Source organism: Actinomyces ihuae, from assembly GCF_001457875.1.
Lineage (GTDB): Bacteria > Actinomycetota > Actinomycetes > Actinomycetales > Actinomycetaceae > Pauljensenia > Pauljensenia radingae_A.
This window is the reverse complement of record NZ_CZPX01000005.1, coordinates 677410-699475: the sequence shown is the minus strand read 5'-3', so window position 1 is coordinate 699475 and position 22066 is coordinate 677410. Positions and strand designations below refer to the sequence as shown.

General features: G+C 59.7%; 21 protein-coding genes. 9 read left to right on the top strand and 12 right to left on the bottom strand.

Translation table 11 applies throughout. The features are described from left to right. Positions 1-32 precede the first annotated feature (32 nt). From BN3002_RS07740 to BN3002_RS07720, 5 genes are all read left to right on the top strand, one after another. Positions 33-599, top strand: coding sequence for a hypothetical protein (locus BN3002_RS07740; RefSeq protein WP_154955717.1), 567 nt, complete (start codon positions 33-35; stop codon positions 597-599). A gap of 5 nt (positions 600-604) precedes the next feature. Then, positions 605-1759, top strand: coding sequence for an efflux RND transporter periplasmic adaptor subunit (locus BN3002_RS07735; protein WP_058237371.1), 1155 nt, complete (start codon positions 605-607; stop codon positions 1757-1759). Then, complete coding sequence (locus tag BN3002_RS07730; RefSeq protein WP_082628600.1) at positions 1756-2520, top strand: ABC transporter ATP-binding protein; 765 nt, start codon at positions 1756-1758, stop codon at positions 2518-2520. Before BN3002_RS07735 ends, BN3002_RS07730 begins: the two co-directional genes overlap by 4 nt. Further along, the gene (locus BN3002_RS07725) at positions 2504-3721 is read left to right on the top strand and encodes an ABC transporter permease (protein WP_058237370.1); all 1218 of its coding nucleotides are present in this window, start codon (positions 2504-2506) and stop codon (positions 3719-3721) included. The genes BN3002_RS07730 and BN3002_RS07725 overlap by 17 nt, the downstream gene beginning before the upstream one ends. A 112-nt stretch (positions 3722-3833) precedes the next feature. After that, positions 3834-5285 carry a DUF4232 domain-containing protein gene (locus BN3002_RS07720; RefSeq protein WP_154955716.1) on the top strand — a complete coding sequence of 484 codons (1452 nt, stop codon included), beginning with the start codon at positions 3834-3836 and terminating at the stop codon, positions 5283-5285. Between the two features lie 94 nt (positions 5286-5379). Here BN3002_RS07720 and BN3002_RS07715 read toward each other — a convergent pair whose 3' ends face one another. The 6 genes from BN3002_RS07715 to BN3002_RS07690 all read right to left on the bottom strand — a co-directional run bounded on the left by BN3002_RS07715 (position 5380) and on the right by BN3002_RS07690 (position 10497). Continuing rightward, entirely contained in the window at positions 5380-5988 is a 609-nt protein-coding gene (locus BN3002_RS07715; RefSeq protein ID WP_058237368.1) for a response regulator transcription factor, read from the bottom strand. Next, positions 5985-7268 carry a sensor histidine kinase gene (locus BN3002_RS07710; RefSeq protein ID WP_058237367.1) on the bottom strand — a complete coding sequence of 428 codons (1284 nt, stop codon included), beginning with the start codon at positions 7266-7268 and terminating at the stop codon, positions 5985-5987. Before BN3002_RS07710 ends, BN3002_RS07715 begins: the two co-directional genes overlap by 4 nt. 5 nt (positions 7269-7273) lie before the next feature. Next, entirely contained in the window at positions 7274-8101 is an 828-nt protein-coding gene (locus BN3002_RS07705; protein ID WP_058237366.1) for an ABC transporter permease, read from the bottom strand. Beyond that, complete coding sequence (locus tag BN3002_RS07700) at positions 8098-9129, bottom strand: ABC transporter ATP-binding protein (protein WP_058237365.1); 1032 nt, start codon at positions 9127-9129, stop codon at positions 8098-8100. The genes BN3002_RS07705 and BN3002_RS07700 overlap by 4 nt, the downstream gene beginning before the upstream one ends. A gap of 162 nt (positions 9130-9291) precedes the next feature. Then, positions 9292-10083 (bottom strand): SDR family oxidoreductase, encoded by a 792-nt coding sequence (locus BN3002_RS07695; RefSeq protein ID WP_058237364.1) that lies wholly within the window; start codon positions 10081-10083, stop codon positions 9292-9294. Then, entirely contained in the window at positions 10084-10497 is a 414-nt protein-coding gene (locus BN3002_RS07690; protein WP_058237363.1) for a hypothetical protein, read from the bottom strand. Between the two features lie 128 nt (positions 10498-10625). On the opposite strand from BN3002_RS07690, the gene BN3002_RS07685 reads away from it, so the two are divergent. Continuing rightward, a complete protein-coding gene (locus BN3002_RS07685; RefSeq protein ID WP_058237362.1) occupies positions 10626-11423 on the top strand; it encodes an SDR family oxidoreductase in 798 nt (265 codons plus the stop codon). Between the two features lie 8 nt (positions 11424-11431). Here the strand turns inward: BN3002_RS07685 and BN3002_RS07680 are convergent, their stop codons facing one another. After that, complete coding sequence (locus BN3002_RS07680; RefSeq protein ID WP_257525576.1) at positions 11432-12187, bottom strand: trimeric intracellular cation channel family protein; 756 nt, start codon at positions 12185-12187, stop codon at positions 11432-11434. A 309-nt stretch (positions 12188-12496) separates the two neighbouring features. On the opposite strand from BN3002_RS07680, the gene BN3002_RS07675 reads away from it, so the two are divergent. Then, entirely contained in the window at positions 12497-13909 is a 1413-nt protein-coding gene (locus BN3002_RS07675; RefSeq protein WP_074026271.1) for an aldehyde dehydrogenase family protein, read from the top strand. 18 nt (positions 13910-13927) lie between these two features. Further along, on the top strand, positions 13928-15046 hold the full coding sequence (ald, locus tag BN3002_RS07670) for an alanine dehydrogenase (protein WP_058237360.1): 1119 nt from the start codon (positions 13928-13930) through the stop codon (positions 15044-15046). Positions 15047-15703: 657 nt separating this feature from the next. On the opposite strand, the gene BN3002_RS07665 is transcribed toward ald, so the two are convergent. The 5 genes from BN3002_RS07665 to BN3002_RS07645 all read right to left on the bottom strand — a co-directional run bounded on the left by BN3002_RS07665 (position 15704) and on the right by BN3002_RS07645 (position 20580). Continuing rightward, positions 15704-16489, bottom strand: coding sequence for a hypothetical protein (locus BN3002_RS07665; protein ID WP_058237359.1), 786 nt, complete (start codon positions 16487-16489; stop codon positions 15704-15706). An 11-nt stretch (positions 16490-16500) separates the two neighbouring features. Next, entirely contained in the window at positions 16501-17505 is a 1005-nt protein-coding gene (locus BN3002_RS07660; RefSeq protein WP_058237358.1) for a transketolase family protein, read from the bottom strand. 1 nt (position 17506) lies between these two features. Continuing rightward, entirely contained in the window at positions 17507-18370 is an 864-nt protein-coding gene (locus tag BN3002_RS07655) for a transketolase (RefSeq protein ID WP_058237357.1), read from the bottom strand. Between the two features lie 176 nt (positions 18371-18546). Beyond that, positions 18547-19806 carry an aspartate aminotransferase family protein gene (locus BN3002_RS07650; protein ID WP_058237356.1) on the bottom strand — a complete coding sequence of 420 codons (1260 nt, stop codon included), beginning with the start codon at positions 19804-19806 and terminating at the stop codon, positions 18547-18549. A gap of 12 nt (positions 19807-19818) precedes the next feature. Further along, a complete protein-coding gene (locus BN3002_RS07645; RefSeq protein ID WP_154955715.1) occupies positions 19819-20580 on the bottom strand; it encodes a hypothetical protein in 762 nt (253 codons plus the stop codon). A 454-nt stretch (positions 20581-21034) separates the two neighbouring features. Between BN3002_RS07645 and BN3002_RS07640 the strand changes: the two genes are divergently transcribed. After that, positions 21035-22066 carry an efflux RND transporter periplasmic adaptor subunit gene (locus tag BN3002_RS07640; protein ID WP_058237354.1) on the top strand — a complete coding sequence of 344 codons (1032 nt, stop codon included), beginning with the start codon at positions 21035-21037 and terminating at the stop codon, positions 22064-22066.

Genomic DNA, 22066 nt, shown 5'->3' with positions numbered 1-22066 from the left:
TGCAACTGCGCATACATGGTAGGGCTTCGAACGTGACGGCAGAGAGTTCAGTTGGAGGCGTGCTGAAAGCTTTCAGGGCGCGCGCGGTGACTGGAGCTGCGCTGATGAGCCTGGTCACGCTTGCAGGCTGTTCGAGCAATATGCCGGTCGGAAGCGACGCAGCCGGATCGGACAGCAACGCTGCGGGCAAGGGCGCTGGCGTATCAGAGTCAGAGACCAAAGCTGTGGAAGAATACAATCTCAAATTCGCTGCCTGTATGCGCGAAGCCGGTGTGAATGTGCCCGACGACCTTCAAAATTACGGCCCGGGCGAAGATTTTGGTGTCGATGCGAACGCGTGGAACACCGCCGTGCAGGGCTGCTGGGAAAAAGTCGGTGACAGCCCAACGGCAGGTGCGGACAGTGAAATGACTGACCAAGAATTCGATCGGCTTGTGCGTGTCGCTCAATGCCTGCGCCAGGACGGCTATCACGTGGAAGATCCAGTGCGAGGCCAGGGAATCCGACTCAACGACGTGCCGCCAGCAGCCATTTCTCAATGCTTCGACAAGGCTGATGCGGCCAATGCCTCCAACACCGGGACGGAGAACACCAAGTGAAAGCTATGACGAAGCGGCGCACGCTTGTCGTCCTCGGCATAGCGGCAATCCTGGTTGTGACGCTGGTGGTGGCAAGTGCCATCTGGCTCAGGCACGGCGGGCAGGCCAATGCCGCACAATCGGGTCAGAGCGGTGCAACGGGGCAGGCAGGCTCTGCAATTGCCACCGAACCCGTTGTGCGCGAGGATCTGCATGGCAGTGTGAATGTTGCCGGCACGTTACATTACGCTGATTCGCACCAGCTTCGTGCCGGATTCGACGGAATCGTGACACAGCTGCCTGAACCGGGCACTCAAATCAGCGCCGGTGCACAGCTGTACCAGGTAGGTGACGACCCGGCCTACCTCATGCGCGGTGCCACCCCTGCGTGGCGTGACTTTGAAGACGGTATGAGTAACGGGCAGGACGTTCAGCAGCTCGAACAGTCCCTCAAGGATCTGGGCTATTTTGCCGATGAGCCAGATGAGCGCTTCGATGCGCAGACGATCAGTGCGATCAGGAACTGGCAGGACGCAGTCGGACTGACACGTAGTGGTCGCCTGCAGCTGGGACGAATCATTTTTGCGCCAGCTGACCTGCGCGTCGGAACACTGTCTACCCGTGTGGGAGATCGAGTCACGCTGGACACCAGCCTTTTCAGCGTGTCCTCCATGCAACAGGTCGTGGATGCGAACGTCTCGCTCGCACAGCAGGACCTGGCTGAAAAGGGCCGCGAGGTGACGATTCAGCTTCCCGACGGGTCAACAACGCCGGGCACCATCAGCTCAGTTGGCACCCCGGTTGAGCGTGGCGCTGGAAACGGTCAGGACAGCCAGGCCGACGGGCAGGGCTCACAGGCAAACCAGGCAGGCCCGGCTGCGGGAAACAAGGAACGCATCCTTCCCATCACCGTGACCCCCTCCGACCCGGAAGCCACATCAACGCTCCAGGAAGCATCCGTGACAGTTGCGCTACCGTCCCAAACCCGCGAAAACGTGCTGACCGTTCCAGTCAACGCCCTGCTTGCCCTGACACCGACACAGTTCGGCGTGGAAATCGCACGCGAGGACGGCTCATTTTCACAGATACCTGTTGAAACGGGACTGTTTGCAGCCGGACGCGTGGAAGTATCCGGAGACGACCTTGCCGAAGGTCAGCACGTGGTGGTGCCATCACGATGACCGACGCATTGGTGCAACTGGATGACGTGACTCGTTCGTTCGGCTCCCCGCCCGTCCAAGCATGTGCGGGTGTGAGCATGACGATTAATCGCGGCGAATTCACGGCCATTGTCGGACCGAGCGGATCAGGTAAAACAACGTTGCTTAACATGATCGGCACACTGGATACTCCCACGTCGGGACGGGTCCTCATTGATGGAATCAACGTCAGTGAACTTGATGATGCAGGTGTGTCAGCGGTGCGCGCCCGCATGATCGGATTCGTCTTTCAACAGTTCCATCTCTCACCGGGAGTGAGCGCACTGGACAATGTGGCTGACGGATTACTGTACCTGGGCGTAGCGCGCTCGCAGCGCCGTGAGCGAGCACGAGCAGCGCTGGAACGCGTCGGACTGGGGCATCGTCTGGAGCACAGACCCCACCAGATGTCAGGTGGAGAACGCCAGCGTGTGGCGATTGCACGAGCCGTTGTCGCTGAACCGCCGCTGCTGCTGGCAGACGAGCCGACAGGCAATCTGGATTCACGCTCGGGTGAATCAATCGTCCAGCTTCTCCACGACTTGAATGAGGCGGGCACAACCATCGTTGTCATTACACACGACAACGACCTGGCTGCGCGCCTGCCGCGCAGAATCGCCATCCGTGACGGACGGATCGTGGCTGACTCGGCCGACGGTGCGGCGGGCGGCGCGACAGGCGGTTCGACTGAATGCCCGGCGGGCGGCGTGGCTGGAAGGGAGCACCATGACTCACACATCTGATCACATTCGTTCAGCGCCGGCCGCGTCAACGCTTCTGGCATCAGATGCGGTGCGGCTCGGCACAGTGGGGCTGCGCTCACGCCCGATGCGTGCCTTCCTGTCAGCACTGGGCATCGCGATCGGGATCGCAGCAATGGTGGCGGTGATCGGAATTTCCACCTCCAGCAGAGCTCAACTGACTCGACAGTTGGACGCCCTCGGCACAAATCTGCTGACAGTCACTGCCGGAAGCGACATGACGGGAGCCGCTGCCACACTGCCACCAGACGCTGCAGCGAAAGTGGCGCTCCTGCCGGGTGTTACCGATGCGACCAGCACAGCTGCCCTGACCGACATCAAGGTCTATCGCAGCTCGCTGATTCCTGCAGAAGAAACAGGTGGGATCGCGACCGTCTCCACTGATCTGACACTGCTGGACGTGGTGGCAGGCGAAGTGGCGCATGGAACGTGGCTCAACGAAGCGCTCGCGCAGTATCCGACAACCGTTTTGGGGGCGAGTGCAGCTCAGCGCCTCGGCATTGTCACTCCCGGAACACAGATCTGGATGGGCAACCAGCTCGTCACGGTGGCCGGTATCCTCAAACCGGTACCACTGGCACCGGAACTGGACTCCGCGGCGCTGATCAGTCGCACAGTGGCGCAACGACTGTACGGCCATGATGACCATCCCACCACAGTGTACGAGCGCAGCGCCGATGACCAGGTCGCCCGGATCCGTGACCTCCTGGCACCGACCATTTCACCGCAGGCATCAGGTGGTATCAAAGTGTCGCGACCTTCAGAAGCGCTCAGTGCGAAAGCCGCTGCCGATCATGCATTCACGACGCTGCTGGCCGGCGTCGGATCAATTGCTCTGCTGGTCGGCGGTATCGGCGTTGCCAACACGATGATCATTTCGGTCCTCGAGCGCCGCCAGGAAATCGGCTTGCGTCGGGCCATGGGAGCAACGCGCGCTCACATCCGTATCCAGTTCCTGTCTGAAGCACTGCTGCTGGCCGGTATCGGCGGAGCACTCGGCTGCATCATCGGCACACTGATCACTGCTGTCGTGGCCACTGTCAGTGGATGGCTGTTCGTCATGCCGCTGTACGTGGTGGCCGCAGGTCTGGCCGTGACCGTGGTGATTGGCGCTGTCGCCGGCCTGTACCCGGCAGTGCGCGCCGCACGCACACCCCCCACAGCCGCCCTGAACTCGCAATAGATCCAGAACTGAGGCTGCAGTCCTGCCCGCGTGGCATGTCCTGCCGGATGTGCCTGTCATCTCTTACAGGCACATCCGGTTGGCTGTGCCGCCTGTGTGGCACACTGACACTGTGAAGAGCACACGGCGGCGGCGCGTACCAACAGGGGCCTGCCCCATCAGGCGCAGACGCAACCTGCTGGGCACCGCAGCGCTCCTCGGCCTCGCACTGAGCGCACTGATCGTCATCACAGGACAGGACATCCGCATGCCCGGTCCCGAACTCCAGTTCGACTGCAATGACTTCCCCGGGCAGTGCCGTGACTACCCCTTCCCCTACGGCTACCTCATCGCGATGCTGCTGCTCATCATTGCCGTTATCGGGCTGTGGGTCGCGCTGGCGCGCCAACTGACAGGCAGCTGGTCGGGGATGCCGCGTTCTGGCGGCTCTGCTGAGCTGTTGGATCAGTCGCGCAAGAGCCCCACGCGTTCACGGACAGCCAGTCAATGGGTCTCCCTCGTCGTTGATGTGGCACTATGCGTCGTTGCGCCGCCGATCCTGGCAGTCGGTGGCCTGGCGCTGGCCTTCGGTGGATACGCCGCGGCACTTGGATTTGCGGGCGTGGCCGGCGTGCTGCTCGCGTTGGTGTTCGCCCTCACGACCAGTATTCAGACTCGCACAACCCGACCCGCCTGGATTGCAGGCGGAGCCGTCGCGCTCACAGCGATCATCGCAGTCTTCATCTCCGGAATCGCGCTGCTTTTCACTGGGCCGGGCCTGTTCGCGGTTCCTGTTATCGGGATTGTCGCCATGCTGCTGGCTCGCGCCGCCGCCTACGAGAGCATTCGCGAAAACTCTGCCGTCGAGTATGAAGGCGGTGCTCCATCCTCGGCAATCATCATCGACGAGGGTGACCCGACCACCGCTGCGTGGCGTCCTATCGCCCGATGCGCGGCGGTGGTGTGCACGGTGGCGGGGATTGTCAGCGTGAGCGCCCTGATGATTCTGCCTGCACCGGCTGACCGGTCGACCCCGATTGATCAGACTCCACCTGCTTCGTCTTCGGTGCCGCCGGAAGAAGCTGAGTCTGGAGCTGCGGTGGCCTCTGAATCTGGGGCGGTCGCTGAGTCTGGGGCGGTCGCTGAGTCTGGAGGTGAAGCGATGTCGGCGGTGGAGCCACTGTGCAGCCCGGACTCTCTTACTGCCGTGCTCGGTCCGGTGCAGGGAGCGCTGGGTGCTCGAGGCGCGATACTGACAGTGATTAACAATGGCGACACCGCGTGCTCTGTGAGCGGTGTGCCCGACCTGCAGATCACGATGAGTGGAGCAGACCTAGCGGTGAGCACTGTTGCCTCGCCCCGCGCCTCGGCGGCCGAATTTGACCGGGGAGTGGATATTCCTGCAGGTGCAAGCGCCGCGATGCAACTATCCTGGCGCGGAGCGGAGACGGAGGAATCTGACACGGTTGATATGACACTGGGCATCGCAGGTGGTGAAGTGCCGGTCGACGTAGCACAGGGCCAGGATGGCGGCAGTCTGGATATGGAGACCGGAACCCAGATCACCTGCGAGCCCTGGCGATAGGAAACGCTCATCGTGCCGATCAGCAGCGGTCAGCACGACGCCTGAACCAGAGGCAGGGCCCCTCGGGCCCCTACGCAAGCCCCGCGGGCAGTCCCTACAGCCACCCGTTGTCGCGGGCGCGGCGCGCGGCATCCATGCGGGATGAGCCACCGGTTTTCGCCATCGCGCTGGTGACATGGTTACGGACGGTGCCCTGAGACAGACCGACTTCACGCGCCACATCAGCAGTGGTGCCGCCGCCCTCGGCCGCACGCAGCACATCGATCTCACGCGGGGTGAGCGGATTGATCCCCAGGCCCAGTGTGCGCGCGGCAAGCTCCTGATCAACAACCTGCTTACCGTCGTTGACCGCGCGGATCGACGCGGCCAGAGCCTCCGCCGGCTGGTCCTTCAACACGAAGCCGGCCGCCCCCAGCGACAGGGCACGCGCCACCCACCCCGGACGGTCAAACGTTGTCAGCATCAACACGCGCGTATGCGGGCTGACTTCCCGCACACGCGGCAAAGCTTGCAGCCCGTCAACACCGGGCATCTCCACATCCAGCAGCATCACGTCAATCTCTGCGCCCATGGTCTCGGCAAGGTCAACCGCTTCGCTGCCGTTGGACGCCTGAGCAACCACCTCAATGTCAGGCTCCAAACCGATCAGCGCGGCGATACCGGCGCGGACAACTCCCTGATCATCGACAACTGCGACCCTCATGAGAGTGCTCCTTCACTGACGGGACGAACAGTGTCGCCCACCATTGACAGGGCAGGAGAATCCGCCCCATCAACAGGATTCACCACGAACGTCACGTGCCAGCCGCCCCCGTCAGCAGGCCCCCAGGTCACGGTGCCCACACCTTCGGCACGTTTTTCCAGCGACTCCAAACCGGTGGAGATGCGCTGTCCCGCGTGAGCGCTCTGCTGACTGTCCGCAATGGTTTTCTGGCCGGCAGCGGCCCGGCTTCGACCCGCGGCAGCCGGCCTGCTGCCCCGACCGTTGTCATGCACGCTCACGCGAACCGGACTGAGCTCCACCCATACCCGGTCAGCACCGGAATGGTGGACGACATTCGCCATCGATTCACGGACCAGGTGAGCGGCAACCTGACTGGTTTTGCCCTCAGGTGGATGCCCCTCATCGCTCAGCGTCAGCACGATGCCCGCAGCGTCCGCCAGGTGCGCGGCCTGCGCCAGCTCCTGATCCAGATCCGCTTCACGCGTGGCGGCAACAACCTGCCTCATCTGCGCCAGGGCGTCATGTGATAATTCCTGGAGCTGTTCAAGGTAGGGGACGCCCTCGTCAATCTTGCCCAACTGGGCGAACCGGGCGACGACCTGCGCGTTGACGTTGATGGCGGTCAGGGTCTGCCCGAGGACGTCATGCAGATCCGCGCTGATGCGGCTGCGTTCTTCTGACTGGGAGGTCTGGACGCGCTCGGCCTGACGGATCCTGTCTTCTCGGTCATTGTCGATGGCGCGACGAGCCATGAACGTCATGAAAATCGTGCACAGCAGGATCGCCAGCCCAAAGGACGCCTCATTGATGTTGGCCAGACGCAGAATCACCAAAAGCACTGCGAGCAGGACTGAGCCGATCAGCAGCGCGCACGCCCACCGCGTGTACAGGTGGCGCGGAAGCTGCAGCACAATCACCGCGCTGATGTACGGCAGAAAAAAGAACACCGACACCGCATCCGAAAACGGCATCATACCTGCGAGCAGGACGCTCATGACGACGATCGTCGCCACCACCCACGGGTCCGTTGACCGTGAAACGGGGGCAGAGTCGGAACGGATCCACGTGGAAACGTACACCAGGATGAACACGGTGAGCCAGGCGAACATGGGCACAGCCTGCTCCGGGCTGCTGCGCACTCCCAGGATGATGCCGATGATCATGAAGATCAGGTACGGCAGTGCCCACGGCAACGAGCTGAGGCGCTCGCGCAGCGAACTTGAAGCCGCCGGTGAGTGCCACAGCCAGCTCCAGCTCATCGGTGTCAGTTCCTTTCAGTACGGCTCGAGCGAGTAAACGTCCAGACAGCTGCGGCCAACATTGCGAGCGACCAGACCGCGATATTGATGACCCAGCTCCATTCGAACGCGGTATCCCAGCCAAGCTGCGGTGCCCGAACAAGATTGATGATCCCATACATTGGTGTGTACTTCGCGACTTTCTGGACCAATGAGCCCATCTGCTCCATCGGTATGAACATGCCGGACAGGAATGCACTGACCAGCACCGTCATTGAGACGATGAAGTTCGCGGCGTTCTCACCGACAAGCTGGCCAACCGCGAATCCGAATGCCGCCAGGGGAAAACTGCACACGACAATCAACGCGAACGTCACAACCCAGGTAATTCCTGACATTTCAGCGCCGGTGAGTGCCCCTACACCATAGGTCACCAGTGCAGCCAGAGCGCCGACCAGAATTGCCGCACAGATCTGAGCCCACAGGTATGTTGACAGGCTCATTGGAGTCAGTGCCAGTGTGCGCCACCATCCGGTTCGACGTTGCAGCGCGGTGTTGCATGTTGCGCTTGCAGCCGATATGAGCGCTCCGTAGCATGTCAGACCGGCCAGAATGGCTGCCTGAATGTTCGCGTGCCCCACGCTGGTATCTGAGTATTCCTTGCCAACTGCGAACAGGAAATACATCAGAATGGGGATGCCGATGGAACCGCCGATGAACCACGGGTTGCGCAGCGTGTTATCACGCAACGCCATCATGAACTGTGCACCCAGTCCTTTGAGCGGCGGGGGAACAGGTCGGTCTGTCAGGTCTTGTTTCGTCAGGGTATGTGTCGTTGCGGCGTGCGTGCTCATGAATCTGACTCCTCCGTGTTCGCGCCGGTCAGGCGGGTGAACATTTCATCCAGGCTGGTTCGTTTCATTTGGAAATCCTTGATGCCTGCGGTGTTCAGTACCGCAAGAGCAGCCGGTTCAAGCTTTTCTCCGTCGATCGCGATTTGCCCGTCGTCGAATTTGTAGGTCCACTTGTCGGCCCCGGGCAACGCAGTGATCTCATTGACGAGGGCGTCCCTATGCTCTTCTGAAACGGTTGCGCGAATATGGGCACGCTCCGTGTTCAGCAGAGTTCGGGAGCTTTCATCTGTGACAACGTGACCGCGATTCATGATGATGATGCGGTGGGCAACTGCTTCAACTTCTGACAGATAGTGAGTTGCGAACACGACGGTCAAGCCGCCTGTTGTCAGTTTCTCCATCGTCTGCCAGAACTGCATCCGTGAATCCACGTCCATTCCGGCGGTCGGCTCATCCATGATGAGAAGGCGCGGACGTGAAAGCAGGGCGATCGCCAGGCGTACGCGCTGCTGTTCGCCACCTGAACACTTGCCGATTCTGCGCGTTGCCAGGTCGGTGATTCCGGCCAGCTCCAGCACCTCATCCACAGGTGCGGGATCGACGTATGCGCTGGCCAGTGTTGACACTGTTTCACGAACGGACGGTTCGGGCGGCAGTCCGCCAGTTTGCTGAATGACTCCGATCAGGCCGCGCTTGATTGCGTCATGAGGAGCCATGCCGAAAAGCCTGGCTGTGCCCGAATCCTGATGGCCCAGACCCAGAGCGATGTCAATGAGTGTGGTCTTGCCCGCGCCGTTGCGTCCCAGCAGTGCGACGAGTTCACCTTGTTCAACGCACAGGGTGACACCGTAGACTGCGTGGACTTGACCGAACGAGCGGTGAATGTCGACGAGGTCGATTGCTGGTGGAGCGGATTGTGGTGCGCGTGTAGGCGCCGCCGATGATGCCTGCGATGACGTCTGTGCTGTGTGAGCGTTTTCGGATCGCACTGTGGAGCCACGTGTGGTGGCAATCTCATCTGTGTTCATGTCTTCACAGTACAAATGATTACCCGCATGTGGATAGAGCGATTGTCACGATCTATCTATCACAAATGTCATGGGGTGGGTGCGGACACTCTCGTGCCCTGTTTTCGCCACCGTGCTTCCTGGTGTTGTGCACACTTGCGCCTGGCAGCGGTGAGCGTGGCGCTACTTCCAGCGCGAGAACCCGCCTTCAGTGTTGATCACCTGACCCGTGACCCACTGAGCCTCATCACTGAGGAGCCACACAACCAGCCGTGCCGGATCATCAGGGGTGGCCATTCGGCCACCGGGGAACTGCTCGAGCACATGCCGGCGCCCCTCCTCCGTCATGTAACCGGTGTCAACAGGGCCGGGATTGACAGTGTTGACGCGGATGTTCCTGGCCGCAAGCTCATCTGACAGTGTCAGCGTGATGCCGGCGATTGCTGCTTTTGAGGCGGCGTAGGCGATTTCGCCGCGCATCGGCCCCATCGCCTGCCCGGATGTCATGAACACGATCGACCCCTGGTCGCCGGCAACGGCCGCAAAGGCCTGCGCCAGCAGGATTGACGTGCGCGCATTGACACGCCAGTGGGCATCAAGATCGTCCGTTGTGATGTCACTGAGCGCGCCGTCATTGCCAGACAGCGCCTGGTTGCACACAACAGCATCAACGCGGCCATATTCGCTGCGCGCTGTATCGATCAGTGCCGCGGGGGCTCCCTCGTCAGTTAAATCACCACCGACGTCGATCATGCGGGCGCCGGACCGAAGGTGGGATCGGATGCCGGCGCACACGGCTGCAATGTCATCGCTGCCCCACGGCTGCTTGTCGTCATGGGTGCTGAAGTGGTGGCATACCAAGTCAGCACCCCATTCGGCGGCGCGCCGGGCAATAGCGTATCCGATCCCTGCCCGCCGACTCACTCCCGTGATGACGATGACTCGGCCGGCCAGCGGGAACTGATCACGAGGCATTTACTGCGCTTTCTTGTCTTTCTTCATGGTGATCAGAGCCAAACCGATCGCCAGCATGAAGACATCCTTTGAGAGCATCATGCCTTCTTGCGAGGGGCGGATTCCGTCTGCTTCGGTCATCGCAGGGTTGCGGAAGTACATGGTGAGCATGCCCGAGGCGAATGCTGTCAGCGCCAATCCGGCGAGTTTGCGAGGAATAAACGGTGTCAAAAGCGATGCGCCAATTCCGATTTCCGATGCGCAGATGAACTTGCCGAATACCTCCGGGTCAAGTTCACCGAGCTGGGGAATGCCTGTGGCGGCCATTTCCTGCAGTCCGGCAGCGGCCTCGGCATCCAGATGCAGTTTGCCGATACCTGAGTTCAGAATGTAAGCGCCGGTGATGGTGCGCATGATGCCGGATGCAAGTTTCATGGGGGCCTCCTCGCTTGAAAGGATCGTCTTGTTGGTGCTCGATCATTGCCAAGTCGACACAGGAGTGTCGTGCGTCCAGTGTATCGAAGGGGGTGAACAGGCATTGCCCGAATCGATAAGCTGACCCCATGACGATTACGCACGAGCTTTCGACAGATCGACCCATTGCCCTGATCACCGGCGCAACGCGCGGTATAGGTGCAGCCATTGCCCAGGAACTGTCCCGCACACACACCATCATCGTTGGTGGCAGTTCGGACGAATCGGTGGCGGCCGCCTGCGACAGGTTCATCGCAGCACGCCAGGCAGCTGCCACTGGCAGTAATACGGACACCTCCAGCCGAGACGCAGCAGCCACGGTCCGTCCATTTGTCGCAGACCTCAGTGATTTCGAACAGATGCACCAAGCCGTCGAAGACCTGCACCTGGAGCGCCTCGACATACTGGTGCACAGTGCCGGAACAATGGCGCCTTCAAGTACAATCGCCGAAACCATGCCTGACGAGTGGCTCCGAGTCCTGCGCCTGAACGTGGTTGCCGTGGCCGAGCTGACACGCCTGCTGCTGCCGGCTTTGCGCGCTGCCGGTGGCCAGGTCGTTGCGATTAACTCCGGAGCCGGTTATCGCGTGGGCGCTGACAACGCGGTGTACTCAGCCTCCAAGTTCGCCCTGCGTGCCTTCACTGACGCGTTGCGTGAGCAGGAGCGCGGCACAATTCGCGTCACTTCCGTGCATCCGGGTCGTGTTGACACAGATATGCAGGTGGACATTCAGCAGCGCGCCGGCCGCTCCTACCGCCCCAGCGATCACCTGCGCCCGCAGTCAGTTGCCGCCGCGGTGCGCATGGCAGTGGACGCGAGTGAGGAAGCAATGGTGGAGAACCTCGAAATTCGCCCGGTCGTGCCGCGCAGCAAATTGGGTAAGTAGGCGGTCCACTAGTCACCCTCGTCGATGGTGGGGGCGGTGGAATCTGGTTGCACAGGCTTCGAGTTATTCCTGATGAATTGACGAGGGCGCCTTGGCCTCCACTGCTTGAGGCGGTGGATGAATAGGCGGGGACGCACCGACTGACTGCGCTCGTAGTGCTGTTCCTGATAGTCGAAGACAGGCAGGTGCCAGCTGAAGCGAATCGCGAGAATGCGGAAGACGAAGGTGACGATCAGCGTGATGGTCACAGCCCAGTCATCGTGCACGCCCAGTTCGGAAAGTGTGACGTACGTGCAGGTGGCGAGGAATGACACCGCGGCGTACAGCTCTTTCAGGAACACCAGGGGGATGCGGTCGCACAGGAGGTCTCGCAGCACACCGCCCATCACGCCGGTAATCACTGAGGCGACGCAGGCGAGGATGAACGCCTGGGCGGGGCCTTGCTGGATGCCGACGTCCCAGCCGATGCGTGTGCCGAAAATGGAGAACACCGCCAGGCCAAGTGCGTCGAGACCAAGGAACAGCTTGCGGAAATGCTTCATCAATGAGGGAATCAGAACCGAAATCACTGCGGCGCACACGACAATGACCACGTAGTGGGGGTTCTTCACCCAGGTGAGGGGGTAGTGTCCCAGCAAAACGTCACGAATGGAGCCACCGCCAATGGCGGTCACCGCGGCCACCATCATCACGCCGAACAGGTCCATGCGCTCGCGGGCCGCTGACAGGGCGCCTGTCATGGCCTCGGCCGTGATTCCAATCATAAAGAGCACCGTCAGCCACATGCAATGTACTCTAACAACCCTGCCTGTGAGTGCGAGGCAACGCCTGCTGGATACTTGCGCTCCTCACCTGCTTTATTCCTCCGTGCATATCTTGAAGACATAGTTTTTCCTTCTTGGAAACTGGTCGGAGCTATAACCCAGAAAGGGAGTAGGGACGCTGATGGAGCAGATCGGAACAATCTTGAGGAAATTCTCTGGAAGACCCAGCGCCGTGCGTTCCTCGCTAGTAGCATGTGAGTAGTCGCTCACTGATGAGTGTCATTCAATGATGAGTATCAGAGGATGGATATGGCACGCACAAAACAAGAGGAAATCCGCGAGGCAGTCACGCGCGCACGGGAGTTCTTCTTCACTGGGAAAACCCGTGACCTCAGCTACCGCAAACGCACGCTGGCCGCATTTGAAAAATCAGTACGCGCCCACGAACGCGACATTCTGGATGCGCTGCACGCTGACCTGAACAAGTCGGACACCGAAAGCTTCATGACGGAAATTTCGCTGGTCTTGGACGAAATCAGGTTCATGCGCCGGCACCTGTCATGCATGGCAGCGCCGCACTACAAGATTCCCGCGCTTTCGCAGATGCCCGGCGTGCTGTCCGTGACGTATGAACCATTTGGCGTGGCACTGGTGATGAGTCCGTGGAACTACCCCTTCCAGCTGACGATGTGTCCCCTCGCCGCGGCGATCGCAGCGGGCAATACCGTGGTCATCAAACCGTCCGCCTACTCGCCGGCCACGTCCCGCCTCATCCGACAGATGTGCGAGGAGATTTTCGAGGACGGCTACGTGAGCGTCATCGAAGGTGGGCGCAAGGAGAACTCGGCACTGCTGGATGAAAAATTCGACTTTATTTTCTTCACCGGCTCCCCGAACGTCGGCAAAGTGGTGATGCGCGCTGCGGCGGAGCACCTCACGCCCGTCGTCCTGGAGCTGGGCGGCAAGTCCCCGTGCTTTGTCGACAAGACCGCTGACATCGAAAAGACAGCGAAGCGAATCCTGTTCGGCAAGCTGACCAACGGCGGGCAGACCTGTGTGGGCGTCGATTTCGTGTATGTTCACCGCGACGTCAAGGACCAACTGATCGAGGCGCTGAGGCGGGGGATCGACAGCGCATTGCCGACCGAGGAGTATCGTCGCAACTCCTTCGCCAAGGTGATTCACCCCAAGCATTTCAAGCGTCTGTCCGGATTGCTGGAAGGGCAGCGCCTGATCACGTCGAAGTCGCGCGACGCCAAGCCGGCCGATGTGACGCTGGAGGATACGCAGCAGATCATCCCGGTGTTGGTCGACGACCCCGAATGGGACAGCCCCGTCATGCAGGAAGAAATCTTCGGTCCCATCTTGCCGATCAAGGAGTTCACGGATATCGAGGACGTGCTGACGGACTACCAGGATCGCGACAAGCCTTTGGCGCTGTATATCTTCACCAGGAAGAAGCGCTTTGCTCAGCGCGTTGTCGAGGCGATATCCAGCGGCGGCGTGTGCATCAATGACACGTTGCTGCACATGTCCTCATCGAAAGCGCCCTTTGGCGGAGTCGGGAACTCCGGCATGGGCAACTACCACGGGGCCTCGGGCTTCAAAACCCTGAGCCACGAGCGAACGGTGCTGCATAAGAGCTGGTGCTTCGACATTCCGGTGCGGCACCACCCCTATGATTCCAAGTCCTTCTCATTCCTCAAAAAGATACTGGGTTAACACACAAGGGAGGTTTCAATGCGCGTAGGAATTCCAACCGAAGCGAAGAACAACGAATTCCGAGTTTCAATGACCCCGAGTGGCGTCTCTGCACTTGTGCACGGCGGCCACGAAGTCCTGGTTCAGGCGGGCGCGGGTGTCGGATCTGCAATTTCCGATGAGGATTATGCCGCGGTGGGCGCCACCATCGTTGACGGTGCCGACGAGGTGTGGGCACAGTCCGACATGATCGTGAAAGTCAAAGAACCGATCGAATCTGAGTACGGTCATATCCGTGAAGGCCAGATCGTTTTCACCTATCTACACCTGGCTGCGGACAAGCCCGGCACGGATGCGCTGCTGGGAGCTAAAGCGGTTGGCATTGCGTACGAGACGGTGCGTTTGCCTGACGGCCGTTTGCCGCTGCTGATTCCGATGTCAGAGATCGCTGGGCGGTTGGCGCCCCAGGTCGGCTCGTATTTCCTTCAGAAGCCGCATGGGGGCAAAGGCGTCCTGATGGGCGGAGTGACCGGCGTGGAAGATGCACACGTACTGGTCATCGGTGGCGGCACCGCCGGAATCAACGCCGCTGCGGGCGCAGTGGGACTGGGCGCGGATGTCACGGTTGTCGACAACAATATCGACAAGCTGCGCCAGATCACGAACCACTGGGAAGGGCGCGTGTGCACGCGTTATTCCACGCCGCTGGAAATTTCGCGCCTGATCAAGAAGTCCGACGTGGTGGTCGGCTCGGTTCTGATCCCAGGTTCGAAAGCTCCCAAGCTAGTGACCAATGAGATGGTTGCATCAATGCAGCCGGGATCTGTTCTGGTTGATATCGCCATTGACCAGGGTGGCTGTTTCGAGGATTCACACCCCACCACTCATGAGGAGCCCACCTTCAGGGTGCACGACACCACGTTCTACTGTGTGACGAACATGCCGGGCACTGTCCCGGTGTCTTCGACGCAGGCACTGACCAACGCCACCTTGCCCTATATCCATGCGATTGCGGACAAGGGATGGAAGAAGGCTCTGGCCGATGATGTGGCGCTGCGTCAGGGTCTGAACACCTTCGACGGGAAGATCACCTTCCCCGGCGTTGCCGAGGCATTCGACATGGAATGTGCCAGCGCGGAGGAGATCGTCGGAGCGTAAGAGGATTCCACCTTCACGGTTCCAGCCGGGCGGGTGTGCGGGCGCAGAAGCGTCCGTACACCCGCCCGTTTCTATGTATGAGTGTGGACGAACACGTAATAGATCATGCCGGGTCGGCTCGCACGAAGGCCTCGCCTAAGCGACTGTGCCTGCACGAGCACCCAGATTTTCGAGGCTCGCGTACGCGCCCCCATGAATCTCAACGCACTGCGCGAACGACCGCCAACATCTCAAGGCACCGCGCGCACATGCCCCTAGATTTAAGAGGCCCACGTGCACAATCCCCTAGATCTAAGCGCCCTGCGTGCACATACCCCTAGAAAAGAACGGAGTTCTCATGAGACGATTTGCAAACCTGCAGGTCAGAGAGGGTGAGTGTGATCGCGGGCGTCGGGGAGCGCGGTTAATCTAGGGGAATGTGCACTACGAGGGCTTAAATCTAGGGGAATGTGCATAAAACGGCTTCGATCTGGAGCCTCGTGCGCGTCACATGAACAGATAAGCGGTCTCAACGCAGTGGTGCCGGCGTTCGGAATGATCCGAACACCGGCACCTCGTGCAACTCAGGCGTTGGGAGCAGCCCGGCCGGGCTGCAGCTTATTGACGGGCCCGTCTCGACTGGACAGAGCAGCTGCTCAGCCGAGCCTGAGCGTGCGGCTACTTTTGGGCGTACTGCCCGACCAGCATCATGAAATCACCGATCTGAGCACCGAACTCCGGCGCACCTTCCATGATCAGACGCTTCTGTGCAGTCAACGCCAACATGTCCGCTGTCTGCAACAACACGCCGAGCGCCGCATCCAGGTCGGTGAAGCGCATCGTGAAGAAGGGCTGCGACCGCTTGTATGCGCCGCGCGCAGAACGGGTCTTGCCCGCCTTGACATGGATGTAGCCAGCCAGGTCATCGCGGCCATCTACCACCAGGGCGTAGACACGGTCAGGTGACATCTTCGCCCATTTTGCCACCTCCGGGTGTCCAGCCTTATTGAGCTGGCTGATACCCGACGGCAGCAGGTAGAACATGAGCTTGACCATCAGCGCCTTGGTTTCCTCATCAGCCGGCGGCTCCGAAGCGCTGAGCAGTTTCTGCATCTTGAGCAACCCCATGACTACGGGAACAACCCAGTTCAGGTGATGCACGTGACGGAACTGCGGTAACTTCATCGACGTGCCTTTGAAGAAGGCGTTGAAGTGATCGATATCGTTGAACGCCAACTCCACAGTCGGTTCGTCTTCACTGGGTCCAAGCTTCACCGAGATGTCACCCTTGTCGAAAACGAGGTGAGTGGCCCACTTGTCGCCCTCGTGCGGGAAGGAAAACTGGACGATACCGGTCTTTTTGGCGAACATCTTGTGCAGCGAGGTCTCCTCGATGATGACTTTCAGCAAGGGGATCGCACTGTTCAGGAAGATCTTCGCAGTGTAAATAGCTTCTTTATCCATGGAGTGTCGCCCTAAATCTCATCCGCCCAGTCGTCGTCTTCTTCGAAGTCCATCTTGAGCAGTTCATGGACCGCCGTGACGACGCCGGCAGTGTCGATACCGTGGTAGGCCATCAGGTCTTCCTGCAGGCCAATGGGGGAGAACTGGTCTGGAATTCCCAGACGCTTGAACGCGCAGCCCATACCGGCAGATGCGATGACTTCTGAGACCGCGCCGCCCAGACCGCCGATGATCGAGTGATCCTCCACGGTGATGATGCGTCTGGTGTCGTGAACGGCCTTGCGTACCGCTTCCTCGTCCAGTGGCTTGATCGTGTGCATGTCCAGCACGCGCACCTTCACGCCGTCAGCGGCCAGTTCGCGGGCTGCCTGAACAGCTGAGAAGACTGTGCAGCCACACGCAATGATCGTCGCGTCTGAGCCGTCGGCAAGCTGAACAGCCTTGCCGATTTCGTAGCCGTAGTCCGCCTCGCGGTACACGATCTGGTCGAACCCACGGTTGATGCGGATGTAGACCGGGCCTTCCATCTCGTAAGCGGCCTTGACTGCGTTCGCCGTCTCCATACCGTCAGCAGGCACCAGCACGGTCAGGTTCGCCAGCGACCGCATGATCGCGATGTCCTCAATCGAGTGGTGCGTGGAACCGGCCTGTCCGAACGAGGTGCCCGCGTGGGAGCCAATCATCTTGACGTTGAGGTTCTGATAGCAGATATCGGTGTGCACCTGGTCAAGGGCGCGGCACGAGTTGAAGATCGCGAACGAGGATGTGAACGGAATCAGTCCGCAGCTCGCCATGCCGGCCGCCACGCCGTACATGTTCTGCTCAGCGATGCCCAGGTTGTAGAAGCGATCCGGGAATGATTCCATGAACGTGCCGATCTTGGTGGATTTGGCCAGATCAGCGGTCAGAACAACAATCCTGGGATCGTCTTCGCCAAGTTTGGACAGCATCGCGCCGTAAACTTCAGCGGTTGACAGTTTCGTGGTGTCAATACTGGTGTAAACAAGGCCTGCCATCTTACTTCTCCTCCAACTTGGCTAGACGTTCGGCGTGATACTTGTCGAGGCTGGCGAACGCCTGATCGCGCAGCTCGTCGTTGATTGCGCCGTAGTGCCACTTGTAGTCACCGGCAGCGAAATCAACACCTTGGCCTTTCACCGTGTTCAGCACGATGCAGGTGGGCTTGTCTGTTGTGTTCTTCGCCGTTTCGAGGGCGTCGATGATGGCTGCGTGATCGTGACCATCAATGCTCAGTGTGTTGAAACCGAAGGCTGTCCACTTGTCGGCAAAGGGCTCGAGCTTCATGACGTCCTCGGTTGGGCCGTCAATCATGGCCTTGTTGCGGTCCACCATCACGACAACGTTGTGCGCGTTGTAGTTGGCGATTGCCATTGCGGCTTCCCAGATGGACCCCTCGTTGCATTCGCCGTCACCGAGCATGCAGTAGGTCATGAAATCTTTCTTGAGCTGCGTTGCCGCCAAACCCATGCCCAGCGCGATCGACAGGCCGTGGCCGAGCGATCCGGTGGAAGCATCCAGGCCGTTGACCTTGTTGCAATCCAGGTGGATGCCGAGTTTTGATCCTGTCAGGTTGAAGGTCTTCAGCTCGTCGTGGTCAACGAATCCCAGGTCGGCCAGAACCGTGACGAATCCGATTCCTGCATGCCCCTTCGACATGACGAAACGGTCACGATCCTCCCACTTGGCATTCTTCGGATCAATGTTCATCACGTGGTAATACAACACTGTGACTGCATCGATCATGGAGAGTGCGCCGCCGAGGTGGCCGGAGTGCGCGTGGTAAACGGTATCGACGATATCGTGACGCAGGAAATTTGCTTTATCCTCGAGTCGCTTGAGCTCGTCTAGTGATACGGGCATCGTAGCTCCTTTACTACTTTTCTCATATGTGCTGTCAGTCTGCACGCCCGCCTCAGACGTGCAGGTAAACGGGTGAAGATCAGGTGTTTCTGAAGACAGGCCGCCGGTGCGGACAGGTGGGCTGGTGCCGGCTGCATGGCCAAGCGGGCCGCGTCTGTCCGCGCCGACCGGCTTGCCTACAGGATCAACTCATCTTCCTGGGTATGCAGTTCTTTGAATGCTTCTCTGGCAACGTCCCACGTGAACTCAATGTCCTCATCGGTCAGTGAGCAGTTGATGAAGTGGTTGTGGTGGTTGGTGAAGAAGACTCCGCGCTTGACGCAGTTACCGACGAACGCCTGGTGCAGCATCGACGACGGGTCATTATCCAGGCGCATGAACCACATGGACGGCTCACCGGTCACGACCAGTTTGTAGCCTTCTTCCTCAGCGACCTTTTTCAAGCCGTCGGTCAACTTGCGACCTTTCTCCTTCATGACCGTGGCACCGTCGATTTCCTTCATGATTGTCAGGCATTCGATCGCAGCAGCCATCGGTGCTGCCGACAACCAGTAGCTGCCTGTGTAGAACACGGAGGAAGCTGCGGCTTTGAGCTCGTCAGATCCACACAGCGCGGAAATGTTGAACCCGTTGGCCAGAGCCTTGCAGAAGCAAATCAGATCAGCCTTGAAACCGTAGTGGTAGTCACTGCCTCGCTCATCCAGGCGGAAACCGCATCGCACGTCGTCGATGATCAGCACGATGCCGTGCTTGTCGCACAGCTCGCGAACTTTCTGCCAGTATCCCGGTGCCGGAAGCTCATTGTCCACGAACGTAGGGTGATAGTACGGCGTGGAAATGATGCCGGCGATCTGGTTCGGATACTTTGCGATCGCCTTTTCGAGGGCGTCGATATCGTTGAACGGCAGATCGATGACATTGGCGAGGTCAGCGTCGGTGATGCCGGCGTAACCGACGTACTGCATCCACTGCGCCACGCCGTGGTAACCACCGAAGAAGCGGATGATCTTGTCACGCCCGGTTGCGGCGCGCGCGGTCAGGACCGCCATATTCGTCACGTCGCCACCGTTCTTGGCGAAGAACGCCCAGTCGGCGCTGGCGACCTCATCGACCAGCAGTTCAGCAAGTTCGATCATGCGTGTGGTTGGAAGCGTTGTGCAGTTGCCCTGCTCAAGCTGCTTGATGAAGGCTTCGTTGACTTTTGGATGGTTGTAGCCCAGTACGTTGGGACCGTACGCACACATGTAATCAATGAAGCGGTTCCCGTCCACGTCCCAGATGTAGGAATCCTGGGCGTGATCAGCGTAGAACGGGTAGTTCTCGATCGGAATGAAGCAACCTTCGGAGGGGCCGAGGTGTCCGTAGATGCCGGCGGGAATCACCTTCGTGGCGCGGTCGAACAGCTCGCGGCTCTTGGGGTATTCATATGTGTTCATCGGGTGCTCCTCCTACGCCAGATATGTCTGGACTTGACCCAGTAGCTTGTTGAGATTGTCGATCATGGCGATTCGCCCTCGAATCTTCAGGCGACTCTTCCCCAGGCACGCAAATGAGTCGAGCTCACCGCTCAAAATGCCCTGAGCTGTCTCAATCGAATCGAACGACATCAGTGCGCTGATGGGGCGGATCCGGCCCTGGCTCAAGCTCAGCGCGCCACCCTCGGCATGGATCGTCAGTTCGGGGCCGTCCTCAACGTGGACCAGAATGTTGCCATCGGGGATGCGGCCCGCGTTCTTCTTACCGTGATCGTCATAGCGGGCGATCGGGCCGAGCGCGGAAAAGGCGACGTTGGCCGTCAGGATCGTTGAAATTCGTGAGAATTCCGGGTCCTTGAGAGCTTCGGGTGTGGGGCGCAGGAACTCCGTGAGCCGATCGGTGATCTGCATGAACTCGTCCGTCAGGAACTTGATATGAGTGAAGCCCTTGATTGGGATCGGGTTCGCTTTCCCGTCAATCATGCTGTTGAAGTGCTTGGATGATGCAAACACCAGTGAAATCGTCGGCTTTGTTTTTGGCTCGGTCGTTGCGGTGCAGGATCCGTGGTCGAAGATCAAAGTCAGTGGTTGAATACCGGGGATGTGGAAATCGACACTCGTATCAGAGTTCGCCACGATGGAGCGTGCGCGCGAGTCGAGCTCGCACAGCTGCTCAATATTTCGCAAGACAGCGTGAAGATAAACCGCCGCCTTCACTTTCTGCTGATTAGTCATAGTCACCTCATCGTTGAAATCACTCAGGCCCATTCCTGACGACTTCCTAGCACAGGAGGTCTTGTATCCAGTTGTCGCATGTTCGAGGGCGTCTCCGGCAAGCCCCCACCGTGGAATGAGTGGGAACTCAATGCCGCTTCGTTTCAGACTACACTGCCGGGCGCCCTCGGCACGGCAAGTTGAAAATAAAAAGTTGACGAATTTTTCGCGACGGGTGCGCGCGGGTGCAGGTGGGTACGAGGTCGCCGGGCGCGACCGCTCACGGACGCTGTGTGTGACCGTGGCGTCACCTCATCCCTGAGCCGTCCCTGAAAAAACCCTGATTTTGGGCGGGGGATCGCAGAATGTTCGAGGGTGATCCTCCGCGCGTTCTACACTCAGTTTCGTCATGATGCGCACCAACGCCACGGGGATCTTGAGCCGAGGCTGACGTGCCAAGTCTCAAGGAGGATATATGGCAGGCCGGTCCAAAGGCGCGATGGTGCTTTCAATCATCAAAGTCCTGGCGTGGGTGGTAATCGCCGTCGCATTCGTGAAGTTCGCATTCTTCCCCTCGGCCAACAAGCCCGAGGGTGACGCGCTGGATCCTGGCGCGCAATACGGACAGATGACAGTTCTGCCCGAAAAGGGCACGATCACGAACACGCTGTCGCTGGAAGGCACGATCGAACCGGTCGCTGCCACGCCGGTGAAAGCCACCATGATGGGCGAAGTGACTGAGGTGTACGTGCAAGATGGTCAAAACGTTGCCAAAGGCGATCCGATTCTGCTGATTCAACGCGAAGAAACGGGTGAAGACCAGCAGGGCGTCGATGAAGAAGGCAATCCGACCGTCATCCCCGGTGAAAAGTATTGGAAGAGCGAAGTGGTCTATGCGCCGGCAGACGGTGCGCTCGCCTTGAATGCGCTGGTTGAACAGCAGTTCAACGTGGGGGATCCGATCGGCACCATTCAGCCGCCTACCTTTGTTGCCAGCGCGAGCCTCACACCCGACCAGATGTACCGGATGCAGCAAACACCTGAAAAGGCGACGATCACGATCAAGAACGGTCCGGCACCGTTCGAATGCACGGGGCTTCGTATCGATACGCCCAAGGCATCGGGACAGGATTCCGGGTCTGTCCCCAAGATGGATGGCAATTCAGGTTCAACTCAGTCAGGCATTCGCGCCACGTGCACCATTCCCGGTGACCAGAAGGTGTTTGCCGGCCTGCAGGTGACGATGGATGTGGTTGCCGGTGAAGCAGCTGACGTGATGACGCTGCCCGCAACCGCAGTTGAGGGACGCTTCCAGAACGGCTACGTCTACATGCCGACAGATGATCCGGCGAACCCGACGAAGGTGGAAGTCAAGCTGGGAATCACTGACGGCAAACGCGTGCAGATCGTCGAGGGCCTGACCGAGGATCAGGAAGTTCTCGAATTCATCCCAGGCCAGCAGCAGGAACAGGACATGTGTGACCCGATGACAGGTGAAGGGTGCTGA

Excerpts from the sequence above, each read along its gene's own strand:
- BN3002_RS07735 (WP_058237371.1), top strand. The coding sequence starts at position 605 with ATGACGAAGCGGCGCACGCTTGTCGTCCTCGGCATAGCGGCAATCCTG.
- BN3002_RS07730 (WP_082628600.1), top strand. The coding sequence starts at position 1,756 with ATGACCGACGCATTGGTGCAACTGGATGACGTGACTCGTTCGTTCGGC.
- BN3002_RS07725 (WP_058237370.1), top strand. The coding sequence starts at position 2,504 with ATGACTCACACATCTGATCACATTCGTTCAGCGCCGGCCGCGTCAACG.
- BN3002_RS07715 (WP_058237368.1), bottom strand. The coding sequence starts at position 5,988 with ATGAGGGTCGCAGTTGTCGATGATCAGGGAGTTGTCCGCGCCGGTATC.
- BN3002_RS07710 (WP_058237367.1), bottom strand. The coding sequence starts at position 7,268 with ATGAGCTGGAGCTGGCTGTGGCACTCACCGGCGGCTTCAAGTTCGCTG.
- BN3002_RS07705 (WP_058237366.1), bottom strand. The coding sequence starts at position 8,101 with ATGAGCACGCACGCCGCAACGACACATACCCTGACGAAACAAGACCTG.
- BN3002_RS07700 (WP_058237365.1), bottom strand. The coding sequence starts at position 9,129 with ATGAACACAGATGAGATTGCCACCACACGTGGCTCCACAGTGCGATCC.
- BN3002_RS07695 (WP_058237364.1), bottom strand. The coding sequence starts at position 10,083 with ATGCCTCGTGATCAGTTCCCGCTGGCCGGCCGAGTCATCGTCATCACG.
- BN3002_RS07690 (WP_058237363.1), bottom strand. The coding sequence starts at position 10,497 with ATGAAACTTGCATCCGGCATCATGCGCACCATCACCGGCGCTTACATT.
- BN3002_RS07685 (WP_058237362.1), top strand. The coding sequence starts at position 10,626 with ATGACGATTACGCACGAGCTTTCGACAGATCGACCCATTGCCCTGATC.
- BN3002_RS07680 (WP_257525576.1), bottom strand. The coding sequence starts at position 12,187 with ATGATTGGAATCACGGCCGAGGCCATGACAGGCGCCCTGTCAGCGGCC.
- BN3002_RS07675 (WP_074026271.1), top strand. The coding sequence starts at position 12,497 with ATGGCACGCACAAAACAAGAGGAAATCCGCGAGGCAGTCACGCGCGCA.
- ald (WP_058237360.1), top strand. The coding sequence starts at position 13,928 with ATGCGCGTAGGAATTCCAACCGAAGCGAAGAACAACGAATTCCGAGTT.
- BN3002_RS07665 (WP_058237359.1), bottom strand. The coding sequence starts at position 16,489 with ATGGATAAAGAAGCTATTTACACTGCGAAGATCTTCCTGAACAGTGCG.
- BN3002_RS07660 (WP_058237358.1), bottom strand. The coding sequence starts at position 17,505 with ATGGCAGGCCTTGTTTACACCAGTATTGACACCACGAAACTGTCAACC.
- BN3002_RS07655 (WP_058237357.1), bottom strand. The coding sequence starts at position 18,370 with ATGCCCGTATCACTAGACGAGCTCAAGCGACTCGAGGATAAAGCAAAT.
- BN3002_RS07650 (WP_058237356.1), bottom strand. The coding sequence starts at position 19,806 with ATGAACACATATGAATACCCCAAGAGCCGCGAGCTGTTCGACCGCGCC.
- BN3002_RS07645 (WP_154955715.1), bottom strand. The coding sequence starts at position 20,580 with ATGACTAATCAGCAGAAAGTGAAGGCGGCGGTTTATCTTCACGCTGTC.
- BN3002_RS07640 (WP_058237354.1), top strand. The coding sequence starts at position 21,035 with ATGGCAGGCCGGTCCAAAGGCGCGATGGTGCTTTCAATCATCAAAGTC.